11 protein-coding genes are annotated in these 21,390 nt (G+C 45.3%); 10 read left to right on the plus strand and 1 reads right to left on the minus strand.

Going from position 1 to position 21,390, the window contains the following annotated elements:
• Nucleotides 1-3: 3 nt before the first annotated feature.
• Genes IEY13_RS01220 through IEY13_RS01245 form a run of 6 tightly spaced genes read left to right on the plus strand, consistent with a single transcriptional unit; the run spans nucleotide 4 to nucleotide 12,990 of the window.
• The gene (locus IEY13_RS01220) at nucleotides 4-3,291 is read left to right on the plus strand and encodes a SusC/RagA family TonB-linked outer membrane protein (protein WP_188949875.1); all 3,288 of its coding nucleotides are present in this window, start codon (nucleotides 4-6) and stop codon (nucleotides 3,289-3,291) included.
• 18 nt (nucleotides 3,292-3,309) lie between these two features.
• Complete coding sequence (locus IEY13_RS01225; RefSeq protein WP_188949877.1) at nucleotides 3,310-4,791, plus strand: RagB/SusD family nutrient uptake outer membrane protein; 1,482 nt, start codon at nucleotides 3,310-3,312, stop codon at nucleotides 4,789-4,791.
• 19 nt (nucleotides 4,792-4,810) lie between these two features.
• Nucleotides 4,811-6,487 carry a fasciclin domain-containing protein gene (locus IEY13_RS01230; protein WP_188949879.1) on the plus strand — a complete coding sequence of 559 codons (1,677 nt, stop codon included), beginning with the start codon at nucleotides 4,811-4,813 and terminating at the stop codon, nucleotides 6,485-6,487.
• Nucleotides 6,488-6,514: 27 nt separating this feature from the next.
• Nucleotides 6,515-7,984 carry a fasciclin domain-containing protein gene (locus IEY13_RS01235; protein WP_188949881.1) on the plus strand — a complete coding sequence of 490 codons (1,470 nt, stop codon included), beginning with the start codon at nucleotides 6,515-6,517 and terminating at the stop codon, nucleotides 7,982-7,984.
• A gap of 39 nt (nucleotides 7,985-8,023) precedes the next feature.
• Nucleotides 8,024-11,194 (plus strand): SusC/RagA family TonB-linked outer membrane protein, encoded by a 3,171-nt coding sequence (locus IEY13_RS01240; RefSeq protein ID WP_188949883.1) that lies wholly within the window; start codon nucleotides 8,024-8,026, stop codon nucleotides 11,192-11,194.
• Nucleotides 11,195-11,223: 29 nt separating this feature from the next.
• Entirely contained in the window at nucleotides 11,224-12,990 is a 1,767-nt protein-coding gene (locus IEY13_RS01245) for a RagB/SusD family nutrient uptake outer membrane protein (protein ID WP_188949886.1), read from the plus strand.
• Between the two features lie 116 nt (nucleotides 12,991-13,106).
• Here the strand turns inward: IEY13_RS01245 and IEY13_RS01250 are convergent, their stop codons facing one another.
• Nucleotides 13,107-14,138 (minus strand): LacI family DNA-binding transcriptional regulator, encoded by a 1,032-nt coding sequence (locus tag IEY13_RS01250; RefSeq protein ID WP_188949888.1) that lies wholly within the window; start codon nucleotides 14,136-14,138, stop codon nucleotides 13,107-13,109.
• A 359-nt stretch (nucleotides 14,139-14,497) separates the two neighbouring features.
• On the opposite strand from IEY13_RS01250, the gene IEY13_RS01255 reads away from it, so the two are divergent.
• From IEY13_RS01255 to IEY13_RS01270, 4 genes are all read left to right on the plus strand, one after another.
• A complete protein-coding gene (locus IEY13_RS01255; RefSeq protein ID WP_188949890.1) occupies nucleotides 14,498-16,141 on the plus strand; it encodes a glycoside hydrolase family 28 protein in 1,644 nt (547 codons plus the stop codon).
• Nucleotides 16,142-16,227: 86 nt separating this feature from the next.
• A complete protein-coding gene (locus IEY13_RS01260) occupies nucleotides 16,228-18,144 on the plus strand; it encodes a glycoside hydrolase family 88 protein (RefSeq protein WP_188949893.1) in 1,917 nt (638 codons plus the stop codon).
• 34 nt (nucleotides 18,145-18,178) lie between these two features.
• Nucleotides 18,179-19,708 (plus strand): tagaturonate reductase, encoded by a 1,530-nt coding sequence (locus IEY13_RS01265; protein WP_188949895.1) that lies wholly within the window; start codon nucleotides 18,179-18,181, stop codon nucleotides 19,706-19,708.
• A gap of 26 nt (nucleotides 19,709-19,734) precedes the next feature.
• Nucleotides 19,735-21,381, plus strand: coding sequence for a UxaA family hydrolase (locus IEY13_RS01270; protein WP_188949897.1), 1,647 nt, complete (start codon nucleotides 19,735-19,737; stop codon nucleotides 21,379-21,381).
• Nucleotides 21,382-21,390 lie beyond the last annotated feature (9 nt).

Consider the following 21,390-nt stretch of genomic DNA (forward strand, 5'->3'; position numbering starts at 1 on the left):
GATATGACTAAAATATTTACCACTGCTGTTTGTTTGTTATTGCTGGTGGCGGAATCCAGGATGGCGGTTGCGCAGACAAACCCCTCTGCAACCCAGGCTGCCTTTATAGTAAGGGGTAAGGTAACGGACGGTAAGGAGAAAACACCCATTGAAGGTGTACTGGTGGCCGAGATGGATAAGGAAGATCGCATAGTTAAAGGTGTTACCACGGATATTGAAGGTAACTATGCGCTTAAAATGTCTAATCCTAAAAACCGTATTTCTGTTTCTTTTATTGGTTATAAAACGGAAACGTTTGCAACAGGCGGTAAAACAGTACACAATATATCCTTGAGCCATACCGGCAAAGACATGGATGAAGTAATTGTGGTATCTGACAAAAAGACCAACAACGGTATGATGTCGGTTTCTGATAAATACAGAACCACTGCTGCTGCTTCTATCAGCGCCAAGGAAATGGAAGAGATGCAGGCCAGCTCTATAGATCAGGCTTTACAAGGGCGTTTACCAGGTGTGGATATCACGGCTTCTTCCGGTGATCCGGGTGCAGCATTGTCTATTAAAATACGTGGTACTTCTTCCATTAACTCCAGCGATAATCCGCTGATTGTGGTAGATGGTATGCCTTACGAAACTACCGTACCGCCCGATTTTAACTTTGGAACAGCAGATGAACAGGGCTACGCTGCGTTATTAAATATTGCGCCTTCGGACATTAAAGATATTACCGTATTAAAAGATGCTGCTGCAACCGCTGTATGGGGTTCGCAGGCAGCGAGCGGTGTATTGATTATCAATACCAAAAGAGGTACAGTGAGCCCCCCCACACTTACCTACACCATGAAGGCGTCTATCAGTAAAGCACAGAAGAATATTCCCATGCTGAATGGCGATCAGTATTCTATGCTGGTGCCTGAAATGGTGATGAACAGAAATGGTGTGCCGTTGAATACACAAACACAGAAAGAGTTTTCTTACGATCCTACTGATCCTTACTGGTATTACAACTACAGTAATAATACCGATTGGGTAAAGGCAGTGACCCGTTTGGGTACGGTGCAGGATCATAACCTGAGTATGACAGGTGGTGGCCAGAAAGCGCGTTACTTTGTATCAGTAGGTTATTTTGACTACAAGGGTGTAACGGTGGGCACCGGTTTATCCCGCATCAATACCCGTATTAACCTGGATTATAACGTGAGCGACCGTATTAAGTTCCGCACCGATCTGGCGTATACGCATACCGATAACGCACGCAACTACGTAAACAGCAACGATAACGCAGATAACATCCGCAACATCGCCTATCTTAAGTTGCCTAACATGTCTATTTACGAATATGACAAGTTTGGTAACCTTACACCTAACTATTTCTCTCCACCAGGCAATATACAAGGGCAGTATGCGGGCACATATAACCCGGTTGCCATGGCTAATGCGGCAGTTAACAAAATCATCAGCCAGAGAGTAATTCCGCACTTTAATATCACCTACGATATCATTCCAAAAAAGCTGATGCTGACCAGCGATGTGCAGTTTGATATCAGCAACAATAAAAACAACTCGTTTCTGCCGCAGGTAGCTACCGGCCGCCCATGGACAGAAACAGTAGTAAACAGGGCTTACGATGGCGATGCAGATGGTTTTAATGTAATTACCAAAACCAACCTGAGCTATACGCCCGTATTACCAGACAAGCATAACCTGATTATGTTTGCCTCTTTAATTACCAATGATAACAAATACGTTTCGCAGCAAGCCATTGTGTCTAACCTGGCATCGTCTGTATTGCAGGATCCTTCTGTACCCGGCCGTACTTCGGGCAATGGCTTAAACGTAGGCTCCAGCATTACGCAAACCCGTTCGGTGGGTTTACTGCTGAACAGCCAGTACAGTTTTCTGAACCGTTATATTATTAACGCAAGCATCCGTGGCGATGGTAACTCCCGTTTCGGTCCTAATCACCGTTATGGCCTCTTCCCGGCAGTATCTACCCGCTGGCGTGCGGCTGACGAGCCTTTTATGAAGCCGACTAAGAAATGGCTGGACGACTTAAGTGTGCGTGGTAGTTATGGCCATTCCGGTCGTGCACCCCGGTACGACTATGGATTTTATAACGCTTATTCTGCCTATGGTTATACGTACCTGGGCGAATCGGGTGTGTTTCCGGCATCTATGCGTTTGAACAACCTTACCTGGGAAACCAATAAGGGGCTTAACCTGGGCTTTAACCTGGTGGTATTGCAGCGCAGGTTAAATGTGGATGTAGATTTTTACAGAAACCGCATTACGGATATGTTTTATAGCGGCTTACAGATATCCTCTTTCACTGGCTTTAATGCAGTGGATATGAACGTGGGTACCATGGACAACCAGGGCTGGGAAGTAGGACTTACTGCTACCGTAATAAAGAAGAAAGATCTGATGGTGGATCTGAATTTCAACATATCGCACAACGATAACCTTATACGTGAGATATCTGAATTTTATCCGAGAGAGCGCGGAAATATTGAAGCCAATGGACAATATAAGGCGTTACTACAGGAGAACAACCCTTTCGGTTCTTTTTATGGATTTAAGTTTAAGGGCGTATACAAAGACCGCGAAGCTACTATTGCCCGCGATAAAAGTGGTAAGCCTATTGTAGGCCCCAACGGTCAAACTGTTTACCAGCGCTTTAACTATCCTAAGGTGGACTATGTGTTTCAACCGGGTGATGCTATGTATGAGGATATTAACCACGATGGTAATATTGATTACATGGATGTGGTTTACCTGGGTAACAGCAACCCTAAGTTTACCGGTGGATTTGGAACTACTATTACGTATAAAAAGAATCTGAAACTAACGTTCTTCTTTAACTACCGTATGGGTGGCGATCTGATAAACGGCACCAAAATGAGTACTACTGCTATGTATAACTATAATAACCAGAGCACAGCAGTACTGAGAAGATGGCGTAAAGAAGGCGATATTACTGATATTCCAAGAGCATTGTATGGTACCGGTTACAACTGGCTGGGTAGCGACCGGTATGTAGAGGATGGTTCTTTTGTACGCTTCCGTACGGTTACCATGCGTTATACACTGCCTAAAACAGTAACAGACCGGCTGAGGCTGAAAATGGTGAGCGCTTACCTTACTGCGGAAAACCTGTTTACGTTTACCCGCTATAGCGGCCAGGACCCTGAGGCTTCCCTCAAAGGCAGTGATCCGTTCCGTGTGGTAACAGATTACAGTATGACTCCACCTCCTTTTGTACTCACATTTGGTTTAACCACTACTTTCTAATTAACAAGTTCTGAAAATATGCGTACGTTTTTATATAAAAGTTTACTACTGATTGCACTTGCGGGTACGTTGGGCTCGTGCAGCAAATGGCTGGAATTGCGGCCTGCTGATGGTATTGTAGGTGATGATTACTGGAAAACCAAAGAACAACTGGCTGCTGCTGTTACAGGTATTTATGCTTCTATGATAGGGCTTCCCTCTGGTGTGAGCGATCGTTTGCAGGTAGAATATCTGTTTATGTGGGGAGAAGCACGGGCGGATATGATAATGCCTACAACCAATGCCGGTAATGAAGACATTGATATATACAATGTAAACCTGCTTTCTACCAACTCTATCTTCAGCTGGCGTAGTTTGTACCGTACTATTAACTATTGCAATACGGTAATTGTAAATGCACCGGATGTGCCGGCTAATGACCCTACGCTTACGCAGGAAAAGCTGAATAACTATTTGTCTGAAGCTTATGCCATAAGGGCGTTGATGTATTTTTATCTGGCCCGCAGCTTTGGTGATGTGCCTTTGAAGCTTACCGCTACTACCAGTGATGATGATCTGGTGCAACTGCCCAAAACACCACAGGCAGATATATTAAAACAGGTGGTAGCTGATCTGGCAAAAGCAGAACCTATGGCAGTGCTTACTTTTGGCAACAGAGCCTCTGATAAAGGAAAAATAACCCGTTATACTATCAATGCCATTCAGGCTGATGTGTATTTGTGGATGGAACAATACACGGAGTGTATTACTGCCTGTGACAAAATCATCAGCTCCGGTAAGTTTGGTTTATTAACCGGTGTTAATTTACCTAACCTGTTTTCCAATGGTGGCAATACCAACGAATCTATTTTTGAACTACAGTTTGATGCGCAGGCGCAGAACCCTTTTGTAGGTATGTTTACCAATTCCCGCCGCCGTTATCAGATTACGCCCGCGGTAATGGAAACTATTTATACCGTAGATTATGTTAATTCTGACAGTATTGACTATCGTGGTTCGTTATGGGTTAACTCCGGAGCCAATGCCGTTGTAAAATATTCTATTAATGCCACGGCAGATGCCTCATACAATCACTGGATGATGTACCGTTATGCAGATGTACTGCTGATGAAAGCAGAAGCACTGAATCAAACCGGCAGCGGCAGGCAGGCGCTGGATATTTTGTATACTGTAAGAAGAAGGTCGCATGCGCTGGAACAAACCGATTTAAACCCATCGGAAGAAGACACGGATGGCATAGCCGATTTTATATTACAGGAGAGGGGGCGTGAATTTGCATTTGAAGGAAAGCGCTGGTATGATATACTGCGTAATGCCAAACGCGAAAACTACCGGAGGCTTAGCCAGGTATTGCTGAGTATGGTAATAAGTACCGTACCGCCTGAAAGGCAGCAAACTGCTCTTAACAAATACAGAGATTTCAACAGTCATTATTTCCCGATTCATATATATGAGCTCCAGACTGATAAAAATCTGGTGCAGAACCCATTCTATCAATAAACCAATAAAACCTGCACATATGAAAATAAGAATGCTTAAGCCGGTTTTTGTAATGGTGGTAATACTTACTGCCGGCATCTTCAGTTGCCAGAAGATAAATATTGTTACTACTACTACTACTGCTACCAACCTGGTAGGGTATATGGAGAAAGATCCTGCTACTTATTCTGAGTTTCTGAAGATTATTGAACGTTCGGGAACCTCTTCTTATCTGAATGCTTATGGTGCTTATACATTGTTTGCACCCAATAATGCGGCTGTTAAAACTTATCTGCAGCTGATAGGTAAAACCTCGGTAGAAGAAATTGATCCTGACCAACTGAAATTACTGGTGAAGTATCACCTGCTGTCAGATACTATAAGAACCCCACAGTTTACGGATGGGAAGTTGCCTGTGCCTACTATGCATGGCGAGTATCTGATTACCGGTGTTAAAAATACAGATGGGGTATCGCGCTATGTGGTTAACAGGTCTGCGGTAGTACTAACGCCGGATGTACGTGTGGGTAACGGTATACTGCATACCACCGATCATGTACTGATTCCTGCGCAGAAAACTATTGCAAAGCTGCTGGAAGAAAATACTTCCTACAGCATTTTTACCCAGGCGTTAAAGGCTACCGGCTATTTTAAAACGCTGGATACACTGGTATATTTAAATGATACAACGGCCCGTTGGTTAACTGTGCTTGCACAGAAAGATGCGGTATTTCAGGCGGCTGGTATTGCCAGTTATGAAGCGTTGAAAGCCAGATACAGTAATCTGGGCGATCCTATGCAGCCTAAAGATAGTTTGCATTTATATGTAGGATATCATATTCTTTCCGGCCTGAAATATGTGGCCGACCTGGTAAGTGCACCGGCCCATGAAACACTGGCTCCGCAGGAAGTAGTATTAACTGCACTGAGAGGTGATACATTAAGGATAAATGAGGAAACTGTGGCAGGTGTGTTTGAAAAGGGGGTGGATGTGAACCGCAATAGCAGTGATTTATCTGCTACCAATGGCGTATTGCACGATGTATCTGCCGAGGTGTACATTAAAGTACGCAAGCCTACGCCTGTTTACTTTGATGTGGCTGACCAGCCTGAGATAAGGAAGCTTACCGCCAAGTTCAGAAAGGTGGGCAACTTTGTAACTTTTAACCTGGGCGACCTGGCGGATATTACCTGGAGTGCCGGTACTGTAACCTATAACTGTTATGCACCAGACCCAACCAAGGGTGCTTATTACTGGAATGACTGGATTACCCCATCTTCTCTGCGTACGCGTGCCGGACAGAATAACTGGATACAGTTTAAAACACCAGTAGTTATTAAAGGTAAATACAAAATATGGGTGTCTTACCGCCGTGATGCCGGTGGCATTAACTGCCAGGTATACTTTAACGATGTGCTGATGCCGCGCCTTATCAACTTTAATGATTACCGTTATGGTGCAAGCACCATTACTGACGAAGAATTACAATCTCAGGGCTGGAAAAGATATTCTGCTACTGCTGCATTTAACAATACCGTAATGGGTTGTAAAATGGTAGGTACGGCAGACGTAACCACCACCGGCAGACATCTGATCAAATTTGTTCCTACGGGTGATGTGGGTGGCAATACCAACATTGATATGATTCATCTGATTCCGGAAGACATGGATCAGTTTAAACCGCGTTTTGCTTCAGATGGCAGCCTCGTGTATTAATTAATAAGTGCCGAAATAGAATTGACAATGTTGACGAACACAAGTTGGATAAAAAGTATAATGGTGGTTACCTGTTTGCTTGCAGCGGGATGTACCCGCAAATGGGAAGAGCATAATGCGCCGGGTGATGCTATTTACGTACATAATAACCTTTATCAGCAGATAGCTGCCAATGCTTCTCTCAGCCGTTTTGCAGGCTTTCTGAAGCAAACCGGTTATGCTGATACTATCAGTTTGTCCCGCACGTTTACCGTATGGGCACCTACTGATGAAGCCCTTAAAAACCTGGATGCTTCTGTTGTAAACAACGCTGCCAGTTTAAAGAAATTTGTGGCGCACCATATCGCTGCTTTTTCTTTCCGCACCAGTGATGTACAGAAAGCAGCTGTAAGGGTAGGGCTGATGGATGGCAAGTATGGTTCTTTTGCGGTTGACAGTTTTGAAGATGCTGCCATAGTTGCTGCTAACGGAGTAGCTGCTAACGGTATATTTCATACCATTTCTGCGGCAGCGGCTTCGCGCGGCAATTGCTGGGATTATGTAGATAGTTTAAAGGCAGGCGGGCTTGCTATGGCAGCTTATCTGCGCGATAACCAGTACAGAGCACAGGATCTTACCAATGCGGAACAGATTGGTGTTAACCCTGATACCGGTGAGCCGATTTATAAGCCCGGTACCGATTCGGTATGGCGTAATAAGTTTACCAATGAGGTATACGATCTGAAGCGCGAGGATTCTGTATACACTGTGTTTGTACTGGCAAATACTGCTTTTGATGCGGAACGCGTTCGTTTTTCGCCCTTTTATGCTACCGGTACTACCGACAGTACTACCAATCTGGCCCGGTGGAATACGGTAAAGGATCTGGTGGTGCCGGGTGCGTATGCACCGGAGCAGCTGCCGGATACCATTGTATCTAAGTACGGCGTAAGGATAGGCGTTAAAAAAAGCGCTGTTACCAGCTGGCATAAAACAAGCAACGGTTATGTATACGTAGTAAATGAAATGCCGGTTACGCTGGAGCAGAAGTTTCCGGATTTTATTGTACAGGGCGAAAACTATAATATGGCCCGTGTAATGCCTTCTGCTTCTATATTCACCAGAACCCTGGTGGACAGCTTTGCAGGAGGTACTTTTAAAGATGTGTTTGTGTACAGGCATGGTATAAACCAGTTTTATGTAGGGTACCGTTTAAATAATGTATATACCACTACGTATAAGGTATACTGGCGGGTAATTAATAACACAGGCTTACTTGCGCATCCTTATGTACAGCGCCTGGCAATGGGGCGTATTGACAATACTGCCACCTTCCCTTATACCAACATAGTACCTTATAATTATAATGAAGTATACCTGGGAGAGTATAAGGTAACCAATTATGGCAACGGAGTATTAAGTATGTATCTGGTAAGTGCCAACATTACGCCATCGGGTTCTAACCATAACCAGAATGCGTTATTGCTGGATTATCTGCGCCTGGTGCCTGCACGTTAACAAGAATCATTTTTACCGACTGTTTACTATATCACTATCATGCAATTGACTACAACTATAACCTGGCGGAGTGTTTTACTGGCAGCGGCGTTAAGTGTTACTTCCGCGGGAGCATTTGCGCAGGATAAGGCCGGGAGTGCCAAAGCAGATACTGCGGTGCTGAAAGCATCGGGTGTTATTAAAGATGCTGCCACCGGCAAACCGCTGGCTGGTGTTAACGTTTCTATTCCTACGTTTTCTGCTGCTATTACTGATGATAAGGGGCGATTTACTATTAAGGTGCCTGATTATAATGTTACACTTTTTGTAAGTGCCGAAGGGGTACAAACCCGGCAGGTGCCATTACGTGGCAAAAAGGAAATAGCTGTTCGTTTGTACGACGAAAGTTTTGAATCTTATTATGCACCTGCGGTATCAGCGGTATCACGCAAAGCAGCTGTGAGTATGGTGGCTCCGGTTACTACCATTGATCCGGAAGGAGCATGGGCGCGCAACCAGGAAACTACAGACAGTTACCTGCAGGGCCTGGCTGGTGGGCTTACTGCCATACGTAAATCCGGCACACCCGGCATTGGCGCTTCTTTGTTTATGCGTGGTATTTCTTCGCTGTATACTACCAATAAACCACTGATAGTGGTAGATGGTGTTATTTATGATAACAAAGAATTTAATAGTTCGCTGATATCCGGACACAGCAGCAATCCGCTGTTGATGCTGGACATACAGGATATTGACAATATTACGGTTATTAAAGACGGCTCTTCTACCTATGGTACCAAGGGTGGTAACGGAGTAATTGTAATTACTACTGCTACCGCCAGGCAAAAAGCCACCCGTATTGATGTAGGTGTGTATGCAGGAGTAAACTTTGCGCCTAAACAATTACCGGTAATGAATGCAGCGCAGTACAGGCCTTACCTGGCAGACATGCTGCAATCCAAAGGACTTACACAGCAACAGATACTGGCGCAGCCGTATATGACTGATGACCCTGCTAACCCTGATTACGCACGTTATCATTACAATACCAACTGGCAGGATAAGGTATTACAGGGTGGTGCAAGCAGCAATGCCTATCTGAAGGTGAGCGGTGGGGATAATATTGCTACATACGCTTTATCTATGAACTATGCCCGTAATGAAGGCGTTATTAAAAATACTGACTTCAGCCGTTTGGGAACCCGTTTTAATGCAGAGTTGAACCTGAGCAAAAAGCTGGTTGCCCGGTCGGGTTTGTCTTTTTCCTACGCAGAACAGAATCTGCAGAATACAGGTATTGCACCTAAAGTGAATCCTGTTTACGCGGCGTTGGTAAAATCGCCTTTTATGGCGCAGAACGATGTGAGCGATAAAGGCGATGTTTCGCCCAACTATGCCGATACAGATACACTGGGTTACAGTAACCCGGTATCTATTGTGGAAAAGTTGATGGCTATTAATAAAACCTATCGCTTCTTTGGCTGGCTGTCATTTGACTATCAGCTTAACAGTGCTTTCAGCATCAGCACCCGCGTGGGGCTTACCAACGATAAAGTGCGGGAAAACTTTTTTGTACCCAGTAAAGGTATAGTGCATGATACCCTGCAAACAGCTATTGCCAACAACCGTTCTGGTACACAGGTGAAAAGATTATTGTCGGTTTATAACGATACCCGTGTAGCTTATAAGAAAACATTCAGCCGCATTCATTTTCTGGAGGCACAGGCAGGTGTGCGTTTTCAGCAGCAAAAGTTTGAGCAGGATTATATTCTGGGCTTTAACTCTGCTACCGATGAGCTGATTAACGTAGGTTACGGTGCAGCTACCCTGCGCCAGGTAGGTGGCGACCTTTCTAAAAACCGCTGGCTGAATACATACATCAATGGTGATTACAGTTTTGATAACCGCGTGTTTATAAACGCAGGTGTTACCATAGATGGTTCTTCCCGTTTTGGAGAGAATGCAGATGGAGGGATGCGCTTAAATGGTGTTAAGTATGCAGTACTGCCTTATGCCGGCGTAGCCTGGTTACTTTCATCTGAGCAGTTTATGAAGCAGCTGCCCTGGGTAAGTATGCTGAAACTGCGTGCGGGATATACACTGGCCGGAAACGACGATCTGGGAGATTATACTGCCAGACAGTATTACACTTCTCAGAACCTGTATGGTATGCAGGGGCTGGTGCGTGCTAACATTGCCAACCCACGTTTACAGTGGGAGGTGAACCGCAAGATGAATCTGGGCGTTGATATGGGCTTTTTTGATGATCGCCTGCGTGTAAGTGCTGATGTTTATCAGAATACTACGGATAGAATGCTGGTACGCGAATCAACACCTGGTGGTACAGGTATTGACTACTTCTATTCCAACTCTGGTAAAATGCGTACCAGAGGCGGTGAGCTGGCTGTAAATGCCCGTGTTATTAATAGCCAGCAATTGAAGTGGGATCTGGGCTTTAGCCTGGCTGCCTACCGCAATACTGTAGTAAAGCTGCCACAGGGTGATATTGTAACACCTTTTGCCGGCGGAGAAATTCTTACCCGTGAGGGAAAAGCGGCAAACCTGTTTTACGGTTATAAAACCAATGGTGTATATGCTACTGATGCAGATGCAGCAGGTGATTCTACAATTAATTCAGGTGGTGCACTGGCTGCTTTTGGTGGTGGTGATATGCGTTTTGTAAATATCAATGGCGACAAACGCATTGATAAAAACGATCGCCAGGTAATAGGTAACCCCAATCCTGATTTTACGGGAAGCATTACTACAGTACTTAACTGGAAGCGCTTTACCCTGAATGCCCTGTTTACTTTTAGTAAAGGCAATGATGTATACAACTATACCCGTTCTCAACTGGAATCGGGTGCTGGTTATAACAATCAGTTGTTAAGTATGCTTAACCGCTGGAGGGTGCAGGGGCAGGTAACCCATATTCCTAAAGCTACCTGGGGCGATCCGCTGGGCAACGCACGTTTTTCTGACCGTTGGATTGAGGATGGTTCTTACTTCCGTTTAAGGAATATTTCGCTGGCTTACAATGTGAAAATTAAAACCGGCTTTTTACAGTATATGACGGTGTATGTAAGTGCGAACAACGTGTTTACCATTACCCGCTATCTGGGATATGATCCGGAGTTCAGTGCTACTGAATCGCCATTGGGACAGGGTGTAGACATAGGGCTGCAGCCGCAGATTAAATCTGCACAGGCGGGTATACGTTTAGGACTGTAATTCATTAAGAACTTATTGAAGTGATTATTATGAAATCATTGGTTAGAAAAAAGCAGATTTATATAGTGGCATTACCCGTGATGCTGTTGCTGGGCAGCGGGTGCAAAAAGATGTTTGATATTCAGCCTGAGCAAAACCTGGACAGGGAGCAGATGTACCGCGATGTATATGATGCAGATGCGGCCGTGCTGGGCTTATACGGTAAGCTGCTGAACCTGGCAGAACAGCAGGTGGTGCTGAATGAATTACGCGCCGATCTGATGGATGTTACCTCCAATGCCAGTGAGGTGCTGAAAGAGGTGAATGAGCATACCGTTACATTGGAGAACCCGTATGCGAATCCAAAGCCTTTTTTTGAAACAATTCTGAACTGTAATGATGTGATTAAGAATTTTCGCATCATGTATACAGATAAAAAATTGTCAACAGAACAGTTTCAGCAGCGTTATGGCGATGTGGTGGCATTGCGTTCGTGGGTATATCTGCAGGCGGGCATACAGTTTGGTACCGTGCCTTACATTACAGATGCGCTGGAAACAGTGGATGCCGTAAAAGATGAAAGCCGCTTTACGCGCCTGGGGCTGGAGCGTTTGATAGATACCCTTATAAAAACCACGGATTCTATTCCTTATAAAGACCCTTATACTGCAACCACCAGCCTGGTAACCATTGTAGATGGCTATAACACATCTAAATTCTTTATTCATAAAAAGTGTTTGCTGGGCGATCTGTATCTGTGGCGCTCTGCTTTTACCAAATCGGCAGCAGATGCCCGTACAGCTGCGCAGTATTATAAAGATGTAATGAATACCGATAAATCGGATGCAGGAGAAACTTACCGGGTAAAGTATTCTGAGGTACTTAGCAATAGTGACCTTGCTATTGGATATTACAATGACGGACGTGTGAACCAGTACAATGAAAATGCGCTGGTGAACAGCAACAGCCTGGGCTGGCGCTCTATGTTTGCACGTGCACAGGATGGCTTGTATAACCAGGAATGGATATGGATGTTATATTTTGATAAAAGCTTTGCACCAAAAAATCCTTTCATTAACCTGTTTTCTAACAGAGGGGGCAGCTATCTGGTAAAGCCTTCACAAACAGCTATCACTGCCTGGAATAGCCAGGTGCAATCGGAAAATAATTTCCGTTTTGATGGTCGTGGCAAGCTTACTTATACCATGCTGGATGGTCAGCCGGTGATTATGAAATATCTGTATAATTACCTGGATGAAACCACTTCTATACCTGTAAGGCCATTGGAAAAGCCGGGTAAATGGTTTTTGTACAGAGCTGCCTTGCTACACCTGCACTATGCAGAAGCAGCCAACCGTGATGGCCGGCACAGGTTAGCTTATGCCCTGGTAAACGATGGAATAAAAGCGAACTATACTGATCCGGCACTGCCTACAGATGTAACCAACAGCCAGCAGACTTTTGATGTAGAACCTTATGCTTTTGATGCCCGTTTGGGCGAAGTGCCACGTTTCCGCTCCGCATGGTATAAGAATGCAGGCATCAGAGGGCGTGCGCACCTGAAAGTGAATCCGGTAGCGGCTGGTAGCGATAGTACGCTTGCCATTGAAAACCAGATTATTGATGAACAGGGGCTGGAACTGGCATATGAAGGGCATCGTTGGGCAGATTTGCTACGCATATCTATCCGCAGAGATGACCCTGCTTTTATAGCTGATAAGGTATATGAAAAGTTACAGAAAGGCGGTAATGGAAAAGCAGCTGAAGTAAGAGCCCGTTTGATGGCCAGAAACTGGTTTCTGCCGTTTAAATGGTAACGATACCACAGAGAAACCGCCGTAAATCTGTATACAATATTGCGCCCTGTAAACGGGGTGTACCTTTTGTTTGTATGTTATATTAGGTAAGAAAACCCTGCCTCTTCAGGCGGGGTTTATTTTTTCAGGGATGACTCTCTTATTACTAATTCGGCAGGCAGCACGGTATGCGCAAATTCTGTTACCGGCCTTCTGGCTTCAATCAGCTGTAGCAGCATTTCTGTGGCGGAACGGCCAATTTCAAAAGCGGGCTGCTTTACCACCGTTAATGGTGGATGCAGCAGCTCGGTAAGGTCTGAATTAGAAAAGCCTGCCAGGGCAATATCGTCCGGTACCTTAATGCCATTTTTTTGCAGGTAGCGCAGGCAGTTGGTGGTAAGTTTATCGGCTGCGGCAAGTATAGCATCTGGTTTTTCGGGCAGGGCCAGCAGGGCATCCAATGCTGCCTGTACTTCTTTTTCCAGCATGCCCCCGTGGGTGCAATGCTTTACCAGTGATGTATCAAACGGAATCTGCTTTTCGGCAAGGGCGTTTTTATAACCACGCAGACGTTCCTGAGTAATGGTCATATATTCTGCCGCGCCCAGGTGGGCAATGCGGCGGTAACCATTCTCCAGCAAGTGCCGGGTAGCGGCATGGGCGCCGGCAGCGTTATCGGTAGTAACCTTATGGGTTTCTATATCGGGTACAATGCGGTCGAAAAATACAATGGGTAACCCCTGGGCATGCAGCTTCTGCAGATGCTCAAAGTTTTTGGTTTCGGCTGAAACGGATATCAGCAGCCCGTCAATGGAGCGGGAGGCCATATGGCTTACGTCCAGCACTTCCCTTTCAAAAGATTCATGACTCTGGGATATGGTTACGTTGTAGCCCTGATCGTAGGCAATGGATTCAATGCCATTGATAATCTGTGAGAAAAAGCTGTTGGCAATTTCACAAACCACCACGCCTATAGACCGGCTTCTTTTTTCTTTCAGGCTGAGGGCGATGGGGTTAGGCCGGTAGTTAATGCTGGCGGCATATTCTTTTACCAGCTTTTTAGTGTCTTCGCTGATTTCATAGCTGTCGCGCAGGGCCCTTGATACCGTGGAGGTTGATAACCCCAATGCTTTGGCTATATCTTTAATAGTTACCGCTTCAAATTTCATATAGAACAAACAGGAAACAGGTTTAGTGAGTGTCCTGACACGGCTTAAAGATAAGGGAATTTGTTATTGGGGCGTATTAGGTTGATTATCAGTAATTAACATATCATGGGTGTTTCGGGAACGTTTACGGTAACGTTTGCACAAAAAAATTGATTTGTAGCCGGTTATGTTAGGGAATATATGCCTACACTTGCCCTTCCTAAAGCGCTTGTCATGGATTATATGAATTGTGCAGAACTGGGACAAACAACAAATACGTGTTCAAGGTTTACTGGTTTTAGAATAAAGTGGTTGTTATTGGAAAGCATGGCTATACAGGTTCGCCCTGTGTAGCCTTTTATTTATGTAAAACGGTTGTAATGAAAATAGTTCGTTTTGGAATTGGTTTTTTACTGGCGGGCGCACTGGGCCATACAGCGTCGTTTGCCCAGCCCTTACCCGCAGTAAAACAGGTGTCGTTTAAAAGAGACACCATTAATATTAAGGCCTACGGCGCAGTAGCCGATGGGGTTACCCTTAATACCGTTGCTATTAACAAAGCCATTGAGGCCTGTAGTAAAAAAGGTGGTGGGGTAGTAGTGGTACCCAACGGTTTTTGGTTAACCGGCCCCGTGGTATTAAAAAGCAATGTAAACCTGCACCTGAAAACAAATGCTATTCTGCAGTTTACCCAGGATTTTAACCAGTACCCGCTGGTAAAAAGTAACTGGGAAGGGCTGGATCAGATGCGTAATCAGTCGCCCCTTTCTGCCGATGGCCAGCAAAACATTGCCGTTACCGGAACTGGTATTATAGATGGCGGTGGCGATGCCTGGCGTATGGTAAAGAGAGATAAGCTTACCGAAACCCAGTGGAAAAGGCTGGTAGCTTCCGGTGGCATAGTGGGTGAAGATGGTAAAAACTGGTACCCTACTGAAAAGAACCTGAAAGGTTCTAAAATGAAGAACCCCGGAGAAATTAAGGAAGGCAAAACGGCGGAGTTTTACGAGTCTATCAAAGACTATCTGCGCCCCAACCTGCTGGTATTTATTGGTTGCAAAAAGGTGTTGCTGGAAGGCGTAACCTTTCAGAATTCACCCGCCTGGAACCTGCACCCACTGTTGTGTGAAGACCTTACGGTACGCAATGTATATGTAAAGAACCCCTGGTATGCCCAGAATGGGGATGGTATAGACCTGGAAAGCTGCAAAAACGTAATTATTGAAAACAGTACGTTTGATGTGGGCGATGATGGTATTTGTATTAAATCGGGCCGTGACGAGGCAGGTCGCAAGCGTGGCGTGCCTACCGAAAATGTAATTGTACGCAATTGCGTGGTATACCATGCACATGGCGGCTTTGTAATAGGCAGCGAAATGAGTGGTGGTGCACGTAATATATATGTATCTGACTGCTCCTTCATTGGTACCGATATTGGCCTGCGTTTTAAAACTACCCGTGGCCGTGGTGGTGTGGTAGAAAAAATCTATTGCAACAACATTAATATGAAGGATATACCTGGTGAGGCTATCCTGTTTGATATGTATTATGCAGCGCAGGATCCTGTGCCACTGGCGGGCGAAAAAAGAGACGCTCCTAAGGTGCAATTGCTGCCGGTAACGGAGGCTACCCCGGTGTTCAGAGATTTCCATATCAGCAATGTAGTATGCGATGGCGCATCTAAAGCCATCTTTATAAGGGGGCTGCCCGAAATGAATATTAGCGATATTTACCTTTCGGATGTTACTGTAAAAGCAGAGAAGGGAATTGATATACAGGAGGCGAAGAATATACAGCTGAACAACATTCAGTTGAAAGCTGCTAAAACCAGTCCGCTCATTTACATCAGTAACGGCAACAAAGTAAACTTTACGCGTATTGGCTATGAAAAAGCCGATGTGTTGATGGAAGTAAGCGGTGCTAATTCCGGAAATATTACGGTAAACGGCACGGATGTGAACAAAGCGGCGAAAAAGCTGCTGGCAGGCGCGGAAGTGAGCGAAAAGGCCGTACAAATGCCTTAGTGAGGTTAATTTAACATACCGGATTGCTAAATAGAGGGAGAAGGCATAAGGAAACAATACAGAAATTTGGAAATTGTAAACTAATTATGAAAAAGAACATTCTGAACATTGCTTTTGCCATAGCTGCGCTGCCCCTTACACAGGTAAACGGGCAACTGCTTTCTGAAAAAATGGCGGCTACCACCATGAGCCGCTGGAAAGACTCGCTGGTAATGACTCCCGGCCGTATGGTAAAGTGGAGCTACGACCAGGGGGTTATTCTGGAGGGTATTGATGCCATCTGGCAGCGTACTGCCGACCGTAAGTACTTCGATTATATTAAAAGAAGTATGGACCATTATGTAGAGGGGGATGGCACCATCCGTACCTACAAGCAGGAAGACTTTAATATTGACAATATAAAAAATGGCCGCTCGCTGCTGACTTTATATAAGGTAACCGGCCAGCAGAAATACCTGAAAGCGTGCACTACCTTATGGCAGCAGCTGCAAAACCAGCCACGTACCAACGAAGGTGGTTTCTGGCATAAGAAAATTTACCCTTATCAGATGTGGCTGGATGGCCTGTACATGGGCGAGCCGTTTTATGCGGAGTATGCTGATCTGATTAAAGATGAAAAGGCATTTGATGATATTGCCAACCAGTTTATTTACATGGAAAACCACGCCCGCGATGCTAAAACGGGTTTGCTGTACCACGGCTGGGATGAATCTAAAGAGCAAAAATGGGCCAACAAAACCACCGGTTTATCCCCTAACTTCTGGGGCAGGGCTATGGGCTGGTATGCCATGGCGCTGGTAGATGTGCTGGATTATTTTCCGGCCAACCATCCTAAGCGTGCAGCTTTACTGGCGATACTGAACAGAACGCTTACTGCTATTCAGAAGTATCAGGAACCTTCTTCCGGCCTCTGGTATCAGGTGTTGGATAAAGCGGATGGGAAAGGCAACTACCATGAGTCTTCTGCGGCCTGTATGTTTGTATATGCAGCTGCCAAAGCGGTACGTAAAGAATATGCACCTGCTTCTTTTTTCCGTATTGCACAGAAAGGATATGCAGGTATTCAGAAAGAATTTATTGAGCCGAACGATAGTGGGTGGGTAAACCTGAAAAGTACGGTTGCGGTAGCAGGTCTGGGGGGTAACCCTTACCGCGATGGCAGTTATGAATATTACCTGCGCGAGAAAGTAATTACTAACGACGCCAAAGGTATAGGTGCGTTTTTACTGGCTTCCAGCGAAATGGATATTGCTGCAATGCCTAAGATTGGCAAGGGTAAAACGGTAACACTGGATTCTTATTTCAATAATGAGTTTTATACAGAACCGGCTACCGGTGCGCAGGCTTCTTTCCATTACAAATGGGAGGAGCGCGATAACAACGGCTTTCATTTCTGGAACAACTCTTTCACTTACCTGGGCGCCAAAACCAATACTTTATACGAAGCGCCTACCAGCAGCAATCTGAAAAAGTCTTCTGTGTATATTATAGTAGATGCAGATACAGAAAAAGAAACCAAAGCACCTAACTATGTAAAACCGGAGCATGTAGATGCTATTGCTGAGTGGGTTAAAGCAGGTGGCGTGCTGATACTGCTGGGTAACGATGTGGGTAATGCAGAGCTGAAGCAGTTTACCACCCTGTCTGACAAATTTGGCATTCACTTTAATGAAGACAGCCGTAATAAGGTAACCGGTTCTCAGTTTGAAATGGGCGCGCTGAAAATTGGTGCGGATAACCCGGTTTTCAAAACTGCCCGTAAGGTATACCTGAAAGAGATTGCTACCCTTACTTTAAGTGGTGATGCGAAAGCCAACCTGACGGAAGGAAAGGATGTGCTGATTGCTACTGCTAAGTATGGTAAAGGAACTGTGTTTGCAGTGGGCGACCCCTGGTTTTACAATGAGTATGTAGACGGACGTAAGCTGCCTGCAGACTTTGAAAACTTTAAAGCTGCTAACGATCTGGCCAAATGGGCGCTGGAACAAAGCAAGAAGAAATAACCCTATTCATAAACTAATTATTAAGACTAGCAATATGATATTATCAAAAGCAACTATTCCGGCCATTAAACCACAAGCCGGTGTAGCTATGCCCCCGGCAGGAGTATTTGAATTACCCGAAAAAGTATTACAGTTTGGAACGGGTGTATTACTGCGCGGATTGCCTGATTACTTTATTGATAAGGCAAACAGGCAGGGCCTGTTTAACGGCAGGGTGGTAATTGTAAAATCTACCAGTCAGGGTGGCGATGCCAATGCTTTTGAACAACAGGATAATTTATACACGCATTGCATAAAAGGTTTTGCCAATGGAAAGCTGGTAGAAGAAACTGTGATAAACAGTGCGGTAAGCCGTGTTTTGAGCGCACAGGACCAGTGGGATGCGGTACTGGCCTGCGCTGCTGATAAAGAAATGCAGGTAATTATTTCCAACACTACCGAAGTAGGTATTACGCTGGTAAAGGAAAGTGTGAAAGAGGGCGTACCTTCTTCCTTCCCTGGTAAACTGCTGGCATTTTTATATAAGCGCTATGCAGCATTTGGTGGCAGCGCGGAGAGTGGTATGGTAATTATACCTACAGAACTTATCAGCGATAACGGTACCAAACTGCGTGGCATTATAGAGGAACTGGCCGCGTTTAACCAACTGGAGCCTGCTTTTCTGAACTGGCTGTCTACTGCCAACGAGTTCTGCAATTCGCTGGTAGACCGTATTGTGCCAGGCAAGCTGCCCGCAGCAGAGCAGGCAGCTACTGAAGCTGCACTGGGTTACAGCGATCAGTTACTGATTATGTCTGAATGTTACAGCCTGTGGGCTATTGAAGCTAAAAGCGCCCGCAGCAAAGAAGTATTAAGCTTTGCCAAAGCCGACGAAGGTGTGGTACTGGCAGATGATATATTGGCGTTTAAAGAACTGAAACTGCGTTTACTGAACGGTACGCATACTTTCAGCTGTGGCCTGGCTGTACTGGCTGGTTTTACAACGGTAAAAGCGGCTATGCAGGATGAGCTGTTTGAAAAATATGTAAGTACTTTAATGCAGCAGGAAATTGCAGGTGCTATTACCAGCAAGGTAATTACACCGGAAGCAGCTGCCCGTTTTGCCGGCCAGGTAATTGATCGTTTTAAAAACCCGCATATTGAGCATCTGTGGCTGAGCATTACCGTGCAGTATACTTCTAAAATGGCTATGCGCAACGTACCTATTCTGAACTGGTATTATGAGAAGAACCAGTCAGTACCGGCACACATGGCACTGGGCTTTGCTGCTTATCTGTTGTTTATGAAATCGCAGAAGACAGCAGAGGGTAAATACGCTGGTAATACCAACGGTAAAGAATACATTATTAATGATGATAAAGCAGCGATACTGCACGATAAATGGCAGCAATTCAGCGGCCTTTCACTGGTACAGCAGGTGCTGGGCGATACGGCTTTATGGGGTAGCGATTTAAGCATTTTGCCAGGCTTTGCTGATGCAGTTGCGCATTATCTGGATGTACTGGGCAGCCAGCCGGTTAAAGACATTGTAGCCAATATTGAGGCAAAACAAGTGATAGGATAGTTATACATACAAACACATAACCCGAAATGAAAAAGATAGTTTTAAAAGTTCACCCTTCAGACAATGTGATAGTAGCGCTGACCGATTTGCATAAAGGGCAGCAGGTGGAACTGGATGGAGAAAAATATATACTGGCAGATGATGTAGCTGCGAAACATAAATTTTTTACCAACGATATGAGCACCGGTGATGAGGTAATCATGTACGGTGTGCTGGTTGGTAAAGCACAACATGCTATTGAAAAAGGCAGAAGAATGACCACTGATAACGTGAAGCATGCTTCTGATCCTTTTACTTACCGGCCTTTCCACTACGAGTGGCATGCGCCGGATGTATCTAAATTCCAGGGCAGAACGTTTAATGGTTACCACCGTGCCGATGGCCGTGTGGGTACTGCCAACTACTGGCTGTTTATCCCTACCGTGTTCTGCGAAAACAGAAATCTGGATGTAATTAAAGAAGCGTTGCATAACGAGCTGGGCTACGCGGTAACCCAGAAGTACAAAAGCTATGCACACGAGCTGGTAGAAGCGTATAAGAAAGGAGAAGATATTAATAACATATCTCTGGCACCTCAGTCTGCTACAGAAGCACGTAAAAAGCGTGTATTTGAGAATGTAGATGGTATTAAGTTTCTGAACCACCAGGGTGGTTGCGGTGGTATACGCCAGGATGCGGCGGTACTGAGCAAGCTGTTAGCTGCTTATGCTGACCATCCAAACGTTGCGGGTGTAACCGTATTAAGCCTGGGTTGCCAGAACCTGCAGGTGCAGGATTTTCAGAACGACCTGAAAGAGCGTAATCCTAACTTCAGTAAACCGCTGTATATATTCGAACAGCAACAATCGCAGAGCGAAGAGCAGCTGATTGCAGATGCGATACGCAAGACCTTTGAAGGCCTGGTGGAAATTAACAAAATTACCCGCCAGCCTGCTGCGTTAGATAAACTTACACTGGGTGTTAAATGCGGCGGTAGCGATGGCTTCAGCGGTATTTCTGCCAACCCTGCGGTAGGTTATACTTCTGACCTGCTGGTGGCTTTAGGCGGTAAGGTATTACTGGCGGAGTTTCCGGAACTGTGTGGTGCAGAACAGCAACTGATTGACCGCACGCGTGATGAAGCAGCTGCCAGGAAGTTTATTCACCTGATGACGGCTTATAACGATGCGGCACATAAAGTAGGTTCTGGTTTTCATATGAACCCTTCTCCGGGTAACATTAAAGACGGTTTGATTACGGATGCTATCAAAAGCACCGGTGCAGCCCGTAAAGGTGGCACCTCTGTGGTAGAAGATGTATTGGACTATACTGAGCCTGCTGTTAAGCCGGGTTTAAACCTGGTATGTACGCCAGGTAATGATGTAGAAGCTACTACGGGTAAAGCAGCATCCGGCGCTACGCTGATACTGTTTACTACCGGCCTGGGTACCCCAACCGGTAACCCTGTTTGCCCTACCATTAAAGTATCTACCAACACTGCGCTGCTGAAGCGTATGGGTGATGTAATTGATATTAATACCGGCCCGGTTATCGACGGTGAAAAGACTATTGAAGAAATGGGAGAGGAGATTCTGGAATACTGTATCCGTGCAGCCAGCGGCGAAGAAATTCCGAAGGCCGTTCAACTGAACCAGGACGATTTTATTCCATGGAAAAGAGGTGTTTCTTTATAAATAATCACC

Source organism: Filimonas zeae (assembly GCF_014641615.1).
GTDB classification, from domain to species: Bacteria; Bacteroidota; Bacteroidia; order Chitinophagales; family Chitinophagaceae; genus Filimonas; species Filimonas zeae.